17 protein-coding genes are annotated in these 15,580 nt (G+C 67.3%); 16 read left to right on the top strand and 1 reads right to left on the bottom strand.

Going from position 1 to position 15,580, the window contains the following annotated elements; translation table 11 throughout:
• Positions 1-27: 27 nt before the first annotated feature.
• Positions 28-759, bottom strand: coding sequence for a DUF3011 domain-containing protein (locus Q5Z10_RS16840; RefSeq protein WP_303636522.1), 732 nt, complete (start codon positions 757-759; stop codon positions 28-30).
• A gap of 158 nt (positions 760-917) precedes the next feature.
• On the opposite strand from Q5Z10_RS16840, the gene aspS reads away from it, so the two are divergent.
• From aspS to ybgF, 16 genes are all read left to right on the top strand, one after another.
• The gene (gene aspS / locus Q5Z10_RS16835) at positions 918-2,669 is read left to right on the top strand and encodes an aspartate--tRNA ligase (RefSeq protein WP_303636521.1); all 1,752 of its coding nucleotides are present in this window, start codon (positions 918-920) and stop codon (positions 2,667-2,669) included.
• 16 nt (positions 2,670-2,685) lie between these two features.
• Positions 2,686-3,012 (top strand): DNA primase, encoded by a 327-nt coding sequence (locus Q5Z10_RS16830; protein WP_303636520.1) that lies wholly within the window; start codon positions 2,686-2,688, stop codon positions 3,010-3,012.
• Between the two features lie 31 nt (positions 3,013-3,043).
• Positions 3,044-3,565: a GNAT family N-acetyltransferase gene (locus Q5Z10_RS16825; protein ID WP_303636519.1), complete on the top strand. Its 522-nt coding sequence runs from the start codon at positions 3,044-3,046 to the stop codon at positions 3,563-3,565.
• 79 nt (positions 3,566-3,644) lie between these two features.
• Positions 3,645-4,277 (top strand): esterase/lipase family protein, encoded by a 633-nt coding sequence (locus Q5Z10_RS16820; RefSeq protein WP_303636518.1) that lies wholly within the window; start codon positions 3,645-3,647, stop codon positions 4,275-4,277.
• 153 nt (positions 4,278-4,430) lie between these two features.
• Positions 4,431-5,162 carry a YebC/PmpR family DNA-binding transcriptional regulator gene (locus Q5Z10_RS16815; RefSeq protein ID WP_303636517.1) on the top strand — a complete coding sequence of 244 codons (732 nt, stop codon included), beginning with the start codon at positions 4,431-4,433 and terminating at the stop codon, positions 5,160-5,162.
• A 129-nt stretch (positions 5,163-5,291) separates the two neighbouring features.
• Positions 5,292-5,813 carry a crossover junction endodeoxyribonuclease RuvC gene (ruvC, locus tag Q5Z10_RS16810; RefSeq protein WP_303636516.1) on the top strand — a complete coding sequence of 174 codons (522 nt, stop codon included), beginning with the start codon at positions 5,292-5,294 and terminating at the stop codon, positions 5,811-5,813.
• A gap of 13 nt (positions 5,814-5,826) precedes the next feature.
• The gene (gene ruvA / locus Q5Z10_RS16805) at positions 5,827-6,420 is read left to right on the top strand and encodes a Holliday junction branch migration protein RuvA (protein WP_303636515.1); all 594 of its coding nucleotides are present in this window, start codon (positions 5,827-5,829) and stop codon (positions 6,418-6,420) included.
• Positions 6,421-6,469: 49 nt separating this feature from the next.
• The gene (locus Q5Z10_RS16800; RefSeq protein ID WP_303636514.1) at positions 6,470-8,389 is read left to right on the top strand and encodes a potassium transporter Kup; all 1,920 of its coding nucleotides are present in this window, start codon (positions 6,470-6,472) and stop codon (positions 8,387-8,389) included.
• A gap of 392 nt (positions 8,390-8,781) precedes the next feature.
• The gene (ruvB, locus tag Q5Z10_RS16795) at positions 8,782-9,822 is read left to right on the top strand and encodes a Holliday junction branch migration DNA helicase RuvB (protein WP_303636513.1); all 1,041 of its coding nucleotides are present in this window, start codon (positions 8,782-8,784) and stop codon (positions 9,820-9,822) included.
• The gene (gene ybgC, locus Q5Z10_RS16790; RefSeq protein ID WP_303636512.1) at positions 9,812-10,243 is read left to right on the top strand and encodes a tol-pal system-associated acyl-CoA thioesterase; all 432 of its coding nucleotides are present in this window, start codon (positions 9,812-9,814) and stop codon (positions 10,241-10,243) included. Before ruvB ends, ybgC begins: the two co-directional genes overlap by 11 nt.
• 10 nt (positions 10,244-10,253) lie before the next feature.
• Positions 10,254-11,033, top strand: a complete 780-nt coding sequence (gene tolQ / locus Q5Z10_RS16785) for a protein TolQ (RefSeq protein ID WP_154353219.1) — start codon at positions 10,254-10,256, stop codon at positions 11,031-11,033.
• 24 nt (positions 11,034-11,057) lie between these two features.
• Entirely contained in the window at positions 11,058-11,486 is a 429-nt protein-coding gene (gene tolR / locus Q5Z10_RS16780; RefSeq protein ID WP_005410751.1) for a protein TolR, read from the top strand.
• On the top strand, positions 11,476-12,531 hold the full coding sequence (gene tolA, locus Q5Z10_RS16775; protein WP_303636511.1) for a cell envelope integrity protein TolA: 1,056 nt from the start codon (positions 11,476-11,478) through the stop codon (positions 12,529-12,531). Before tolR ends, tolA begins: the two co-directional genes overlap by 11 nt.
• A 293-nt stretch (positions 12,532-12,824) precedes the next feature.
• A complete protein-coding gene (gene tolB / locus Q5Z10_RS16770) occupies positions 12,825-14,144 on the top strand; it encodes a Tol-Pal system beta propeller repeat protein TolB (RefSeq protein WP_303636510.1) in 1,320 nt (439 codons plus the stop codon).
• Between the two features lie 64 nt (positions 14,145-14,208).
• A complete protein-coding gene (gene pal, locus Q5Z10_RS16765) occupies positions 14,209-14,727 on the top strand; it encodes a peptidoglycan-associated lipoprotein Pal (protein ID WP_025874668.1) in 519 nt (172 codons plus the stop codon).
• 3 nt (positions 14,728-14,730) lie between these two features.
• Positions 14,731-15,549, top strand: a complete 819-nt coding sequence (ybgF, locus tag Q5Z10_RS16760) for a tol-pal system protein YbgF (protein WP_303636509.1) — start codon at positions 14,731-14,733, stop codon at positions 15,547-15,549.
• Positions 15,550-15,580 lie beyond the last annotated feature (31 nt).

The following is a 15,580-nucleotide window of genomic DNA, read 5'->3' as shown; positions in this document are numbered from 1 at the left end:
TGGGGGGCGAGCCCCGCGCCCAGTCCCTCAACGCGTACCGAAGCGCGCGCGGCAGCCGTTGCTGACCCACAGGTTGCCACGCGCATGCCCCCAGCTGCGGCCTTCCTGGCATGGGCTGCCGGACAACTGCTGCTGCAGCACCGGCCGGCCCTGGCGCTCATCCCAGCTGCAGCTCTGCTGGCGGTTGTTGTTGCTGCTGCAGGTCACGGTGTAGTTGCTGTTGCCGCCACCCCAGCCGCCGCCATTGCCGCCGCCCCAGCCGCCGCGGGATTCGGCGAATTCGGCCCGGCAGCCGCGGTTGACCCAGATCGCGCCGTTGCGCACGCCCCAGTTCTGGCCCTCCACGCACGGGGTGCCGGAGATCTGCCGGACCAGGCGCGCATTGCGCCAGCCCACCGGGCAGCTGCGCTCGCGGTTGTCCTGGCTTTCGCAGCGCACGGTGCTGCCGTTGCCGCCGCCCCAGCCGTTGCCGCCGCCCCAGCCGCCGCCGCGGCCCTCCACGAACTCGGCACGGCAGCCGTTGTTGACCCAGATGCTGCCGTTGCGGGTGCCCCAGGTACGGCCCTCCACGCAGGCCGAGCCGGACAGCTGGCGGACCAGCCGGGCATCGCGCCAGCCGGTGCTGCAGACACGTTCGCGGTTGCTCTGGCTTTCGCAGCGGATCACCCCGTCCTGCGCGGCGGCAGGGGCGGCGGGCAGGGTGAGCGCGGTGAAGGAGCCCAGGATCACGGCCAGGTTGGCCAGGCACAGAGGTTTCATGGCGACATCCCCATACGGGAGTAGGTGCGCGACTATAAGGACGGGACGGATAAAGCCCGCGTGACCGTCCACATTTGCCCCGGCCGGGGCCTCGGCCGCAGAATACGGGGCTTTCCGGCCCCGATCGGGCGCCGGCGTTCTCCAGCGGAGCTTCCCCCATGCGTACCCACTTCTGCGGCCTGGTCGATGAGACCCTGATTGGCCAGACTGTCACCCTCGCCGGCTGGACCGACGTGGCCCGTAACCAGGGCGGCGTCTGCTTCATCGATCTTCGCGATCATGAGGGCATCGTGCAGGTGACGGTGGAGGTCGACAACGCCGAGGTGTTCGCCGTGGCCGCATCGCTGGGCTACGAAGACGTGCTGCAGGTGGAAGGCGTGGTGCGTGCCCGCCACGCGGTCAACGACAAGATGCGCACCGGCAAGGTGGAAGTGATCGCCACCGCCATCACCGTGCTGAACAAGGCCGCGCCGCTGCCTTTCCATGCCCACGAGAACCCGGGCGAGGAAACCCGCCTGAAGTACCGCTACCTGGACCTGCGCCGCCCGGAAATGCAGCGCATGCAGCGCACCCGCATCAAGCTGGTGCAGGCGCTGCGCCGCCATCTGGACGAGAAGGGCTTCCAGGACATCGAGACCCCGATCCTGACCAAGGCCACCCCGGAAGGCGCACGTGACTTCCTGGTGCCGGCGCGCATGCACCCGGGCGAGTTCTACGCCCTGCCGCAGAGCCCGCAGCTGTTCAAGCAGATCCTGATGGTGGCCGGCTTCGACCGCTACTACCAGATCGCGCGCTGCTTCCGCGACGAGGCCCTGCGTGCCGACCGCCAGCTCGAATTCACCCAGCTGGACATGGAGTTCGCCTTCGTGCGCGAGCGCGACGTGCAGGACTTCGTCGAAGACATGATCCGCGCCATCTTCAAGGAAGTGGTCCAGGTCGAACTGGACGCCAGCTTCCCGCGCATGACCTGGGCCGAGGCGATGCGCCGCTACGGTTCGGACAAGCCGGACCTGCGCATCGCGCTGGAACTGGTGGACGTGGCCGAGCTGGTCAAGGACAGCGAATTCCCGGTGTTCACCGGCCCGGCCAATGATGCCGAAGGCCGCGTCGCCGCGCTGCGCATTCCGGGCGGCGCCAGCCTGTCGCGCAAGCAGATCGACGAGTACGCCGCGCACGCCGCCAAGTACGGCGCCAAGGGCCTGGCCTACATCAAGATCGCCGACAACGGCGAAGTCAGCTCGCCGATCCAGAAGTTCTTCAGCGAAGCCTCCTTCGCGGCGCTGGTCGCGCACGTCGGCGCCGGCAATGGCGACATCGTGTTCTTCGGCGCCGGTGGCTACAACAAGGTCTCCGACTTCATGGGCGCGCTGCGCCTGAAGGCCGGCAAGGACTTCGGCCTGGTTGCCGACGGCTGGGCGCCGCTGTGGGTCACCGACTTCCCGATGTTCGAATGGGACGAGGAAGAACAGCGCTACGTCGCCCTGCATCACCCCTTCACCGCACCGGCGGTGGACGACATCGACGACCTGCACGCCAATGCCCGCACCGCTGTCTCGCGCAGCTACGACATGGTGCTCAACGGCAATGAGATCGGCGGCGGCTCGATCCGTATCCATCGCCCGGACATGCAGAGCGCCGTGTTCGAACTGCTGGGCATCGGTGCCGAAGAGGCCCGTGCCAAGTTCGGCTTCCTGCTCGACGCGCTGAACTACGGCGCGCCGCCGCACGGCGGCATCGCCTTCGGCATCGACCGCATCGCCGCGCTGATGGCCGGCACCGAGTCGATCCGCGACGTCATCCCGTTCCCGAAGACCACCGGTGCGCAGGATCTGATGACCGATGCGCCGTCGCCGATCGTCGACACGCAGCTGGCCGAAGTACACATCCAGGTTCGCCCCAAGACCAACTGATCAGGAGATCCAGGCAATGACCGAGTTTGCGTTTTCGCTGGAGTGGGAAAAGCTGGGCAATGAAGGCTCCGAGGCCAACCTGGTCACCGAGCGTGCACGCGTATTCGGTGGCTGGCTGGTCCGTGTCGGTACCAACCCGGCGGCGATGGCCCTGACCTTCGTCGCCGACGGCGAAGGCCGTTGGGACGGCGAAGACTTCGGCGTCGAGGATTACGAGGACGACGAAGAGGAAGAGTACGACGAGGACGAGGACGGCGAGGAAGCAGAGGACGAGGACGAAGAGGAATACGAGGAAGAGGACGAGGACGAGGAAGAAGAAGCGGAATCGCCGGAAAAGGCTTGACCCGCCCTTCGCCCTGACGTCAACTTCCTGCATGTATTCCATCCGCCGTGCCACTGTGGACGACGCGCCGACCCTGTCGGCGCTGGCTGCCCGCACGTTCACCGAAACCTTCGGCCATCTGTATCCGCCGCAGGACCTGCAGGACTTCATCGAAGCGTCCTACACGGTCGAGCGCCAGCGCACGATCCTGGCCCACCCCGACTATGCGGTGTGGCTGCTGGAGCTGGACGGGGAGGCGGTCGGCCATGCCGCCGCCGGCCCCTGTGGCCTGCCGCACCCGGACGTGCAGCCGGGCGATGGCGAGCTCAAGCGTCTGTACCTGGTGAAGACGCAGCAGAGCTGCGGCTGGGGCAGCCGGCTGCTGGAAACCGCGCTGGCCTGGCTGGAGCGCGACGGTCCGCGCACGCTGTGGCTGGGGGTGTGGTCGGAAAACTTCGGTGCCCAGCGCTTCTACGCCCGCTACGGCTTTGAAAAGGCCGGCGAATACCTGTTCCCGGTAGGGGACACCAACGATCTCGAATTCATCCTGCGCCGTGCACCGCGCGGGGCCTGAGGTTGTTCACCGCCGCTTGCCCCTGGCTTCGGTTCAATTGCTCCAGGTTTCCACCCCGCTGACCGCCAGGCTGTAGTGCATGACTCCCCCCGTTCTGTTGTTGCATGGCATCTGGAATGCCCGAGCCTGGGTCGGGCCACTGGCCTGGCGCCTGCGCGCGCGCGGCTTCCAGGTCCACACCTTCGGGTATTCATCCGTATTCGGTGGCCCCGACGTGGCGGTTCCGCAGCTGCTGGAACGGCTGTCCGGTACCGGGCCGCTGTCGCTGGTCGGGCACAGCCTGGGCGGCCTGCTGGCGCTGGAAGCGCTGCGCCGGCAACCGCAGCTTCCGGTACAGCGCGTGGTCTGCCTGGGGTCGCCCCTGCTCGGCAGCGGCACCGCCCGTTCGCTGTCCGAGCACGGCTGGGGCCTGGCCCTGGGCCGCAGCAGCGACCTGCTTCTGGACGGCCTGCCGGACTGGCAGGGCCGGGCGGCGGTCGGCCTGATTGCCGGCTCGGTGCCGCACGGGCTGGGCAGCCTGCTCGGCGCCATCGATGACGCCTCCGACGGCACGGTGGCGCTGGCCGAGACCCGTCTGCCGGGCCTGACCGATCACTGTGTGGTGCGTACCAGCCACAGCGGGCTGGTGGTGTCGCCGGATGCCGCGCGGCAGACCGCGCATTTCCTCCGCCATGGCCAGTTCGACCACGGCCGCGACGCCGCCGCCGCGTAGGTTCGCCGGGCATGGCCCGGCGCTACCGTGCGGGCATTGCTCCTGGTAGCGCCGGGCCATGCCCGGCGGCATCTGCCCACCCTCGACACGGTCACAGGGCCCGATCAGGTAGAATCCGCGGCCTTATCCATCAACGCACGTACGGAAAGACCCATGGGTAGAGGCCCCTCCATCGAAAACCGCAAAAACGCGTCGGACGCGAAGCGCGGCAAGATTTTCACCAAGATCATCCGCGAGATCGGCGTTGCCGCGCGCGGCGGTGGAGGCGACCCCAACAACAACCCGCGGCTGCGCGTGGCGATGGACAAGGGCCTGGCTGCCAACATGTCCAAGGATGTGATCGAGCGCGCCATCAAGAAGGCCACCGGTGAGCTGGAAGGGGTGGAGTACGAGGAAATCCGCTACGAAGGCTATGCCCCGGGCGGTGTGGCGGTCATCGTCGATTGCCTCACCGACAACCGCGTGCGCACCGTGGCCGATGTCCGCCATGCGTTCAGCAAGTGCGGCGGCAACATGGGCACCGAAGGCTCGGTCAGCTTCATGTTCAAGCGGGTGGGCGTGCTGCATTTCGCTGCCGGTGCCGATGAGGAGGCCATCTCCGAGGCGGCCATCGAGGCCGGTGCGGACGACATCGTCGTCTATCCCGAAGATGGCGCGATCGACGTGATCACCGCCTCGGACAGCTACCACGCGGTCAAGGAGGCGATGGAAGCCGCCGGCCGCACGCCGGACCATGCGGAACTGACCTTCCGTGCCGACAACGACATCAAGGTCGAAGGCGACACCGTCCTGCAGGTCAAGAAGCTGCTGGACATGCTGGAAGACCTCGACGACGTGCAGGACGTGTACTCCAACGCCGATCTCGGCGCAGACGCGTACGCCTGAACGGACGCATCGCCGGTCGCCTTTGGCGGCCGGTGAGCGGACAATGCGGACCATGATGACCCCAGCCGTTTCCTCCCATTGCCGCTGCCAGCGTCCGCCCCGGACCTGCCACGCCCGCGCGTGTGCCGCATGACCCGCATTCTTGGCATCGACCCGGGTTCGCAGCGGACCGGGGTCGGCATCATCGATGTCGATGCCAGCGGTCGGGTGAGCCATGTGCATCACCAGCCGCTGGTGCTGCTGGGGGCCGATGATTTCCCGCAGCGCATGAAACTGCTGGTGCTCGGCCTGGCCGACCTGTGCCGCGAGTACGAACCGCAGGAGGTGGCCATCGAACGGGTGTTCATGGCGCGCAATCCTGATTCGGCCCTGAAGCTGGGCCAGGCCCGTGGCGCGGCGATTTCCGCCGTGGTGCTGCGCGACCTGCCGGTGCACGAATATGCCGCCAGCGAGATCAAGCTGGCGGTGGTCGGGCGGGGTGGCGCCGAAAAGCAACAGGTTCAACACATGGTCGGGCTCATGCTCAACCTGAAAACCAAGCTGCAGGCCGACGCGGCCGACGCGTTGGCGGTGGCGATCACCCATGCCCACGTAAGGGCGACGGCCAACCGCCTGGGGCTCAGTACCCGCCAGGCCTGGGGCCGCAAATGAGGAGCAGCACGCAATGATCGGTCGACTGCGCGGGATCGTCGCCTACAAGGCGCCACCGTGGCTGGTGGTGGATGTCAACGGAGTGGGGTATGAGCTGGAGGCGCCGATGAGCACCTTCTACGACCTGCCCGAGCTCGGCCGCGAGGTGACCCTCTACACCCATTACACGCAGAAGGAAGACAGCGTCTCGCTGTATGGCTTCCTGCGCGAAGGTGAGCGCCGGTTGTTCCGCGATGTGCAGAGGGTCAGCGGCATCGGCGCCAAGATCGCGCTGGCCGTGTTGTCCGGCGTCACTGTCGAAGAGTTCGCGCGGATGGTCCAGGCCGGCGACATCACCGCGCTGACCCGCATCCCGGGTATCGGCAAGAAGACCGCCGAGCGCATGGTGCTGGAGCTGCGCGACCGCGCGGCGCAGTTCGGTGCCGGCGGCGCGCTGCCCACCGGCAGCGGCCCGGCCCCGGCCGACCCGCTGTCCGACGCCACCGTCGCCCTGCAGCAGCTCGGCTACAAGCCGGCCGAAGCCGCGCGCATGGCCCGTGACGCCTTCAATGAAGGCGACGAAGTGGCTACCGTGATCCGCAAGGCCCTGCAGTCGGCGCTGCGCTGAGCCGCGCCGTTTTCCTCCTTCATCCCGCCTGAGCTTCGCCAGGAGTCCCATGTCCAGCAGTCAAACCCCGCACGCAGCCGCCCCTGGCGGTCACGGTCACGCGCCCCCGGCCGGGGGACTGGCGCTGATCATCGGTGCGATCGGTGTGGTCTTCGGCGATATCGGCACCAGCCCGCTGTACACCCTGAAGGAGGCGTTCTCGCCGCACTATGGGCTCAACAGCGACCATGACACCGTGCTGGGCGTGCTGTCGCTGGCGTTCTGGGCGCTGAACATCGTGGTCACGCTGAAGTACGTGACCATCATCATGCGCGCCGACAACGACGGCGAGGGCGGCATCATGGCGCTGATGGCCTTGACCCAGCGCACGCTGCGCAACGGCTCGCGATCCGCCTACGTGGTCGGCATCCTCGGCATCTTCGGCGCGTCGCTGTTCTTCGGCGATGGCGTGATCACCCCGGCCATTTCCGTGCTGGGTGCGGTGGAAGGCCTGGAGGTGGCCGCGCCGGGGCTGCATGCCTTCATCGTGCCGATCACCGTGGTGGTGCTGCTGGCGGTGTTCGCCGCGCAGCGCTTCGGTACCGAGAAGATCGGCAAGCTGTTCGGCCCGATCACCTCGATCTGGTTCATCTCGCTGGCGGCGATCGGCATCTACAACATCGTCGACGCGCCGGAAGTGCTGAAGGCGTTCAACCCGTGGTGGGCGATCCGCTTCTTCATGGAGCACGGCTGGCACGGCATCTTCATCCTGGGCGCGGTGGTGCTGGCGGTGACCGGCGGCGAGGCGCTGTACGCCGACATGGGCCATTTCGGCGCCAAGCCGATCCGCCATGCCTGGTACTTCTTCGTGCTGCCGTGCCTGGTGCTGAACTACCTGGGGCAGGGCGCGCTGGTGCTCAACCACCCCGAGGCGCTGAAGAATCCGTTCTTCGAAGCGGTGCCGTCATGGGCGCTGTACCCGATGATCATCCTGGCCACGATGGCGGCGGTGATCGCCTCGCAGTCGGTCATCACCGGAGCGTTCTCGGTCTCGCGCCAGGCCATGCAGCTGGGCTACATCCCGCGCATGCGCATCAAGCACACCTCGCACGACACCATCGGCCAGATCTACATCCCGGGTATCAACTGGGGCATCGCGGTGATGGTGATCGGCCTGGTGCTGGCCTTCCGCAGTTCGTCCAACCTGGCCGTGGCCTACGGCATCTCGGTGTCGGCCACCATGCTGATCGATACCCTGCTGCTGGCCCTGGTGGCGCGCTCGCTGTGGCCCAAGGCCCGCAACTGGATCCTGCCGCTGTGCGTGGTGTTCTTCATCATCGACCTGGGCTTTGTCATCGCCAACGGCGCCAAGCTGCTGCAGGGCGCCTGGTTCCCGGTGGTGCTGGGCATCTTCCTGTTCACCATGATGCGTACCTGGCGGCGTGGGCGTGAGCTGCTGCGCGACGAGATCCGCAAGGACGGCATCCGCATCGACACCTTCCTGCCGGGCCTGATGCTGGCCCCGCCGGTGCGCGTGCCAGGCACCGCGGTGTTCCTCACTGCCGACCCGACCGTGGCCCCGCATGCGCTGATGCACAACCTCAAGCACAACAAGGTGCTGCACGAGCGCAACGTCTTCCTGCATGTGGAGACCCTGCCGATCCCGTATGCGATGGAAGGCCAGCGGTTGAAGATCGAATCGGTGGGCGACGAGTTCTACCGGGTCTACGTGCGCTTCGGCTTCATGGAGACCCCGGACGTGCCGCTGGCGCTGATGCGCTCGTGCGACCACGGTGGCATCTACTTCGACCCGATGGACACCACCTTCTTCGCCAGCCGCGAGACCATCGTCGCCACCGCCAACCGTGGCATGCCGATCTGGCGCGACAAGCTGTTCGCGCTGATGCACAGGAATGCGGCCCCGGCCACCGGCTTCTTCCGGATTCCGGGCAACCGCCTGGTGGAACTGGGCGCTCAAGTGGAGATCTGACGCGTCAGATCTCCCCTTGAGCTTCGTCCCACGGTTTGCGGTACAAACCGCGGGCCCCGCGCGCATTCCACCTTGTCCCCCCGCCTGTCGGCGCGCCCCCTTGAATAACAAGGGGGCTCAACTTGCGGAGACTACCCGACTCCTCAGGCACCCGCCATCAGCAGCAGGTTCCAACAGATCGCGGCCAACCGTCGAAGGCGGGGTGGGTCCGGCGGCGGGGGCGTGAGCCGCATGGATGCGGCGACCGAGCTTACATGGACGTACTTGCAGCGTCCCCCGCTGCCGGACCCACCCCGCCATTCCTCAGTAGCCGGCCTTTGACGTTGCTTCGGCCTCTGCGGGTGCCGGGCGCAGCCCGGCCGAAGCCCGCACTTTTGCCGCATAATCAGCACATGACCGACGACCGCATCATCGGCGCCGGCGCCACCCGCGAGGATGACGCCGCCGACGCCAGCATCCGCCCCAAGCGTCTTGCCGACTACCTCGGCCAGGTGCCGGTGCGCGAGCAGATGGAGATCTACATCCAGGCGGCCAAGGGTCGGGGTGACGCGCTGGACCACGTGCTGATCTTCGGGCCGCCGGGCCTGGGCAAGACCACCCTGAGCCACGTGATCGCCAACGAACTGGGCGTGGCGCTGCGCGTCACCTCCGGTCCGGTGATCGAGAAGGCCGGAGACCTGGCCGCGCTGCTCACCAACCTGCAGCCGCACGATGTGCTGTTCATCGATGAGATCCATCGCCTGTCACCGGTGGTGGAGGAAGTGCTGTACCCGGCGATGGAGGACTTCCAGATCGACATCATGATCGGCGAGGGCCCCGCCGCGCGCTCGATCAAGATCGACCTGCCGCCGTTCACCCTGATCGGTGCCACCACCCGGGCCGGCCTGCTGACCGCGCCGCTGCGCGACCGCTTCGGCATCGTCCAGCGCCTGGAGTTCTACAGTGTCGAAGAGCTGACCCGCATCGTGCGCCGCTCGGCCTCGATCCTGGCCATCGACTGCACCGCCGACGGGGCAGGGGAGATCGCGCGCCGCGCGCGCGGCACCCCGCGTATCGCCAACCGCCTGCTGCGCCGCGTGCGCGATTACGCCCAGGTCAAGGCCGGCGGCCATATCGACGAAGCCGTCGCCCAGGCCGCGATGCAGATGCTCAAGGTGGACCCGGAAGGCTTCGATGAGCTTGACCGGCGGCTGCTCCGGACCCTGGTCGACTACTTCGATGGCGGTCCGGTGGGTATCGAATCGTTGGCCGCGGCCCTGTCCGAAGAGCGCGGCACGCTGGAAGACGTGGTCGAGCCCTATCTGATCCAGCAGGGCTTCCTGGTGCGCACCGCGCGCGGCCGCATGGCCACCCACAAGGCTTACCGGCACATGGGCCTGAAGCCGAAGAACCCGCCGCAGGACCTGTTCGCCGAGGTTCCCGATGTCGGTTGAGCCCCGATTCAGTTGGCCGACACGCATTTACTGGGAAGATACGGACGCTGGCGGGGTGGTCTACCACGCCCGCTACGTGGCCTTCATGGAACGGGCCCGGACCGAATGGATGCGCGCGCTCGGCTACGGCCAGGAGCGCATGCGCAGCGAGCACGGCATGGTGTTCGCGGTGCGTTCCATGCAGATGGACTTCATCAGGCCGGCCCGGCTGGATGATGCCCTGCAGGTGAGCGCCACCCTGGTCCAGCTGAAGAAGGCCAGCATGGTCTTCGACCAGCGGGTCGAGCGCGACGGCGAACTGCTGCTGTCGGCCCAGGTCCGCATCGCCGCACTGGATGCGGCCAGTTTCCGCCCGCGTGGCATGGACGACCTCGTCCTGGCCGCGCTGCAACCCCACCTCCACCCCGAATCCGAACACTGAGGAACAACGGATGATCGCAACGCTCCTGGCCCTGCAGGCCACGGTCACCGAGGCACTGCCGGCCGATGTCAGCAACGCCGCGACCCAGACCCTTGCCCAGGCCACCACCGGCGGCGGCATCAACTACCTCGAACTGATGGCCAAGGCCAGCCTGCCGGTGAAGATCATCGTGCTGCTGCTGCTGATCGGCTCGTTCGTCAGCTGGGTGATCATTTTCCGCAAGGCCCGCGTGTTCAAGCAGGCCACCCGCGAGGCCGACGAGTTCGAGAACCGCTTCTGGTCCGGCGCCGACCTGGGCAAGCTGTACAGCTCGGCCACCGACCGCAGCCGCAATGTCGGCGGCCTGGAGGCGATCTTCGAAGCCGGTTTCCGCGAATACACCCGCCTGCGCGACAAGCGCCGGCTGGATGGCCGCGCGCAGCTGGAAGGTGCCCAGCGCGCGATGCGCACCACCTATACCCGCGAGGTCGACCAGCTCGAGCGCAATCTGGAACTGCTGGCCAACATCGGTTCGACCGCCCCGTACGTGGGTCTGGTCGGCACCGTGTTCGGCATCATGGTGACCATGCACGACATGATCAGCAGCGGTGCCCAGGCAGGTATCGCGGCCGTGGCGCCGGGCATCTCCGAAGCGCTGTTCGCCACCGCCATCGGCCTGTTCGTGGCAATCCCGGCGGTGTGGGCCTACAACCGCTTCACCACCCGCGTGGAGCGCATGTCGGTCCGTTTCGAGACCTTCGCCGAAGAGTTCAGCTCCATCCTGCAGCGCCAGAGCGCTGGCGACGAGTAAGCGCCTGACCCGGGAGTCCAAGCCATGTCCGCTGCCATCGGTCGCCGCAAGCGCCGCAAGCTGAAATCGGAAATCAACGTCGTTCCCTATATCGACGTCATGCTGGTGCTGTTGATCATCTTCATGGTCACCGCGCCGCTGCTTACCCTGAGTTTCGACGTCGATCTGCCGCAGTCCAACGCCAAGGCGCTGGAGAGCAAGCAGGACCCGGTGATCGTCTCGGTGCGCCAGGACGGACAGCTGAGCCTGAAGCTGCCCGACGCCAAGGAACCGACCGCCGTGTCGGCCGAGGAACTGGAAGGCCGCCTGGCCGGCATCGCCGCCCAGGACAAGGGCGTGCGCGTGATCGTTGCCGCCGACCGTGCCGTGGCCTACGAAAAGGTCATCGCCGCGATGGATGTGATCAAGCGCGCCAAGGTAGACAAGGTAGGCCTGGCCACCGATGCACGCTGACGCCCTGCCACCTTCGCAGCAGCGCGAGCCGGGCTGGGGCCTGCCCCTGGCGCTGGCGTTGCTGGTGCACCTGCTGGTCGCGCTGGTCTTCATCGTGGCCTGGTTCTGGTCGCCCGAGCGCAACACCGATGCCGCCGCCGGCGACCCGTCGGTCGAGGCCAGCCTGGCGCTGTCCGCGTCCGAGGCGTCCGCCGCGCGCCAGGCCCTGCGCCAGTCGGAAAAACTGGAAGACCTGCCGCCGCCGGTCGCCGAGCCGATTCCGGTGCCCGAAGACACCATCCCGCCGCCGCAGCCGATTCTCGAGCCGCGCCCGCAGGACGCCCCCACGCCGCAGCAGCAACAGGCGCAGGAGCGTGTCGCGCAGCCGGACAGCAAGGACCAGGAAGCGGTGAGCGCGCTGGCCATCTCGCAGGAGAAGGCCAAGCAGGAACAGGAAGCCAAGCGCCGCCAGGAGCAGATCGACCTGACCGAACGCAAACGCCAGGAAGAAGCCGAGCAGAAGCTGCGCCTGGCCAAGCAGCAGGAAGCGGACGCAAAGAAGAAGCAGGCCGAGCAGGAGCGCGTGGCCGCCGACAAGGCCGAGGCCGAGAAGCAGAAGAAGATCGCCGAGATCCGGGCCCGCCGCGAGCAGGCGGAGAAGGAAGCCAAGCTGGCCGAACAGAAGCTGCGCCAGGTCGCCGCCGCGCGCAATGCCGCCGGCAGTGCGGCCGCCGGCGCCAGCGGTGCGTCGCAGCCGGCGGCCGGAGGTGGGGGCAACAGCGATGATCTTTCGGCCAAGTACGCCGCTGCGATCCAGGCCAAGGTGCTGTCGCAATGGGTGCGCCCGGATACGGTGCCGCTGGGCCAGCGCTGCCAGATCACCATCACCCAGATCCCGGGTGGCACGGTGATGCAGGCCAAGGTCAGCCCGAACTGCCCGTACGACGAGGCCGGCAGGCGGTCGATCGAGGCCGCCGTGCTCAACGCGCAGCCGCTGCCGTACCGCGGGTTCGAATCGGTGTTCGCGCGCACGCTCAACTTCACCTTCACCGCCCAGGATCGCTGAGGCGGGACAGGGCGGGGCAGGTGGACCGTGCTGGTCCACCTGCGCCTGCAGATGACGCACTTGCCTCTGGCAGGCCCGGTTTCGGCCGGGCAGGCTGTCGGCAGCTGCCCAACACCGCCCTGCGGGGCGGCGTGACCCCGGGCAGGCGGATGCGAAGTTGGCCACGACGTTAACGATGCGTGAGAGGACGGGCTGGCACTGACCCGGAATTCACGTACCCTTGGTTCATGATTGCGAAGCGGTTCACTCCCGTTTTGTTATCCCTCGTTCCGGTTCCCCCTATTGAGCGCTCCATGAAGAAGATGCCTCGCTGGCTTGCCGTATTTGCGGCCCTCCTGTTGCCTTTCGCTGCCGCCGCGCAGCAGAAGGGACTGGATATCGACATCATCGGCGGCAATGCCTCCGCCCTGCCGATCACCATCGTGCCGATGCCCTACCAGGGCGCGGCTGGCGCCCCGCAGACCGACGTGGCCAGCGTGGTCCGCGCCGACCTTGAGCGCTCGGGCCAGTTCCGCACGCTGCCAGAAGCGCAGATCGTGGAGAAGCCGACCCGCGGCGGCGACATCCAGTTCGCTACCTGGCGGGCGCTGAAGCAGAACTACATCGTCGTCGGGCGGGTGATGGACGCCGGCGCCGGGGCCTACCGCGTCGAGTACGAACTGTTCGACGTGCCCAAGGGCGAGCGCCTGCTCGGCCTGGCGATGACCGCCCGTGGCAATGCCATGCGCGATGTCGCCCACCAGATGGCCGATGCCATCTACGAAAAGATCACCGGCGTGCGCGGCGCGTTCTGGACCCGCATCGCCTACGTCACCGCCAGCGGCAAGGGCGACGCCATGCGCTATGCGCTGATGGTCGCCGATTCGGACGGCTTCAACCCGCAGACCATCGTGCGTTCGGCCGAGCCGCTGCTGTCGCCGTCGTGGAGCCCCGATGGCAGCAAGCTGGCCTACGTCAGCTTCGAGCGTGGCAATTCCGCCATCTACATCCAGAACATCGGCACCGGTGCCCGTGAACTGGTCACCAGCTTCCGCGGCATCAACAGCGCCCCGGCGTTCTCGCCGGACGGCCGCAAGCTGGCCCTGACCCTGTCGCGTTCGGGCAACCCGGAAATCTACGTGATGGACCTGGGCAGCAAGCAGCTGACCCAGCTGACCAACCACTTCGCCATCGATACCGAGCCGACCTGGGCCGCCGATGGCAGCGCGGTGTACTTCACCTCCGACCGCGGCGGCCGGCCGCAGGTCTACAAGGTCGGTGCCGGCGGCGGCAGCGCCGAGCGCGTCACCTTCCAGGGTAACTACAACGCCAAGCCCTCGGTGTCCTACGATGGCAAGAAGATCGCCGTTGCGCAGGGGTCGGGCAACAGCTACAAGATCGCGATGATGGACAGCTCGCTGGGCTCGCCGCGCTGGAGCACGCTGTCGCCGGGGTCGCTGGACGAGTCGCCGAGCTTCGCGCCCAACGCGAGCATGGTGTTGTATGCCGCCCGCGAGGGTGGTCGTGGTGTGCTGTATGCCGTCTCGGCCGACGCGCGCGTGCGCCAGCGCCTGGTCCTGGCAGACGGTGACGTGCGCGAGCCGGCATGGTCGCCCTACCGTACCCAGCGCTAAAAGAGTGTTAATATTTCCGCTGTTTTGAACCCCTCATCGGCTTAGGAGCCACAAAGGTATTGCCATGAACAAGTCCACCCGCGTTCTGCTTGTTTCCCTGCTGTCCGTGGCCGTCCTGGCCGGTTGCTCGAAGAAGGTCAAGGAAGAAGCCCCGGCTCCGGTCGATACCGGCACCTCGACCACCACCCCGACCGGCCCGTCCACCTCGGGTCTGTACGGCCCGGGCGATCTGGACACCGACGCCTGCCTGCGTCAGCGCGTTGTCTACTTCGACCTGGACAAGGAAGACGTGAAGCCGGAGTTCCAGGCCATCATGGCCTGCCACGCCAAGTACCTGCGTGACCGTCCGTCCTCGCGCATCACCCTGCAGGGTCACACCGACGAGCGCGGTTCGCGCGCGTACAACCAGGCCCTGGGCGAGCGTCGTGGCAACGGCGTCAACTCGGCCCTGCAGGCCAACGGTGGTTCGGCTTCGCAGCTGACCGTCGTGTCCTACGGTGAAGAGCGTCCGGTCTGCACCGAGTCGAACGAGTCCTGCTGGTCGCAGAACCGTCGCGTCGAAATCGTCTACACCGCGCAGTAATCCATGCGCATTGGCATCACACTGATGCTGGTCGTTGCGGCAGCCCTCGTGGCTGCCGCACCGGCGCATGCACAACGTCAGAGCCTGGCCGACCGTGTCGGTTCGCTCGAGCAGCAGATGTACAACAACAGTGCCAACCAGGACCTGTTGAACCAGATCAACCAGCTGCGGCAGCAGGTGACCAGCCTGCAGGCCTCGATCGAGCAGTTGCAGCACGACAACGCCCAGCTCAAGCAGTCCGCCCAGGACCAGTACCTGGATCTGGACAGCCGCCTGAACCGGTTGGAAGGGGGCAATGCCGCCCCGGCCCTGCCGCCCGTTCCGGCGAGCGCGCCGAAGGCCGCTCCGGCCCCGGCACTTCCCGCAGCGGCGGCCACTTCCGAGCGGCCGCCCTCTGTCCATGGTGACCCGGGCAGCCTTGCCGCCACCGGCGACGAGCGGACGACCTACAACGTTGCCTTCGATTCGCTGAAGGCCGGCAAGTACGATGATTCGGCGCAGCTGTTCCTGAGTTTCCTGGAGCTGTACCCGAATGGCGTCTACGCCCCCAATGCGCTGTACTGGCTGGGCGAGAGCTATTACGCCACCCGCAATTTCCCGATGGCCGAATCCCGGTTCCGTGAACTGATCTCGCGCTATCCCACCCACGACAAGGCCGCTGGCGGCCTGCTCAAGGTCGGCCTCTCGCAGTATGGCGAGGGCAAGATCGACCAGGCCCAGCAGACGCTGGAGACCGTCGTGGCGCAATACCCGGGCTCGGACGCCGCGCGTACCGCGCAGGACCGTCTGCAGTCGATCCGTCTCGGCCGGCAGATCCGCTGATCCGCTGACCCGGCGTACAATAGGTACCCCG

This window comes from Stenotrophomonas sp. 704A1, assembly GCF_030549525.1.
Taxonomy (GTDB): domain Bacteria; phylum Pseudomonadota; class Gammaproteobacteria; order Xanthomonadales; family Xanthomonadaceae; genus Stenotrophomonas; species Stenotrophomonas tuberculopleuritidis.
Note: the sequence above shows the minus strand (reverse complement) of the source record. Positions and strands in the feature narration are given on the sequence as shown.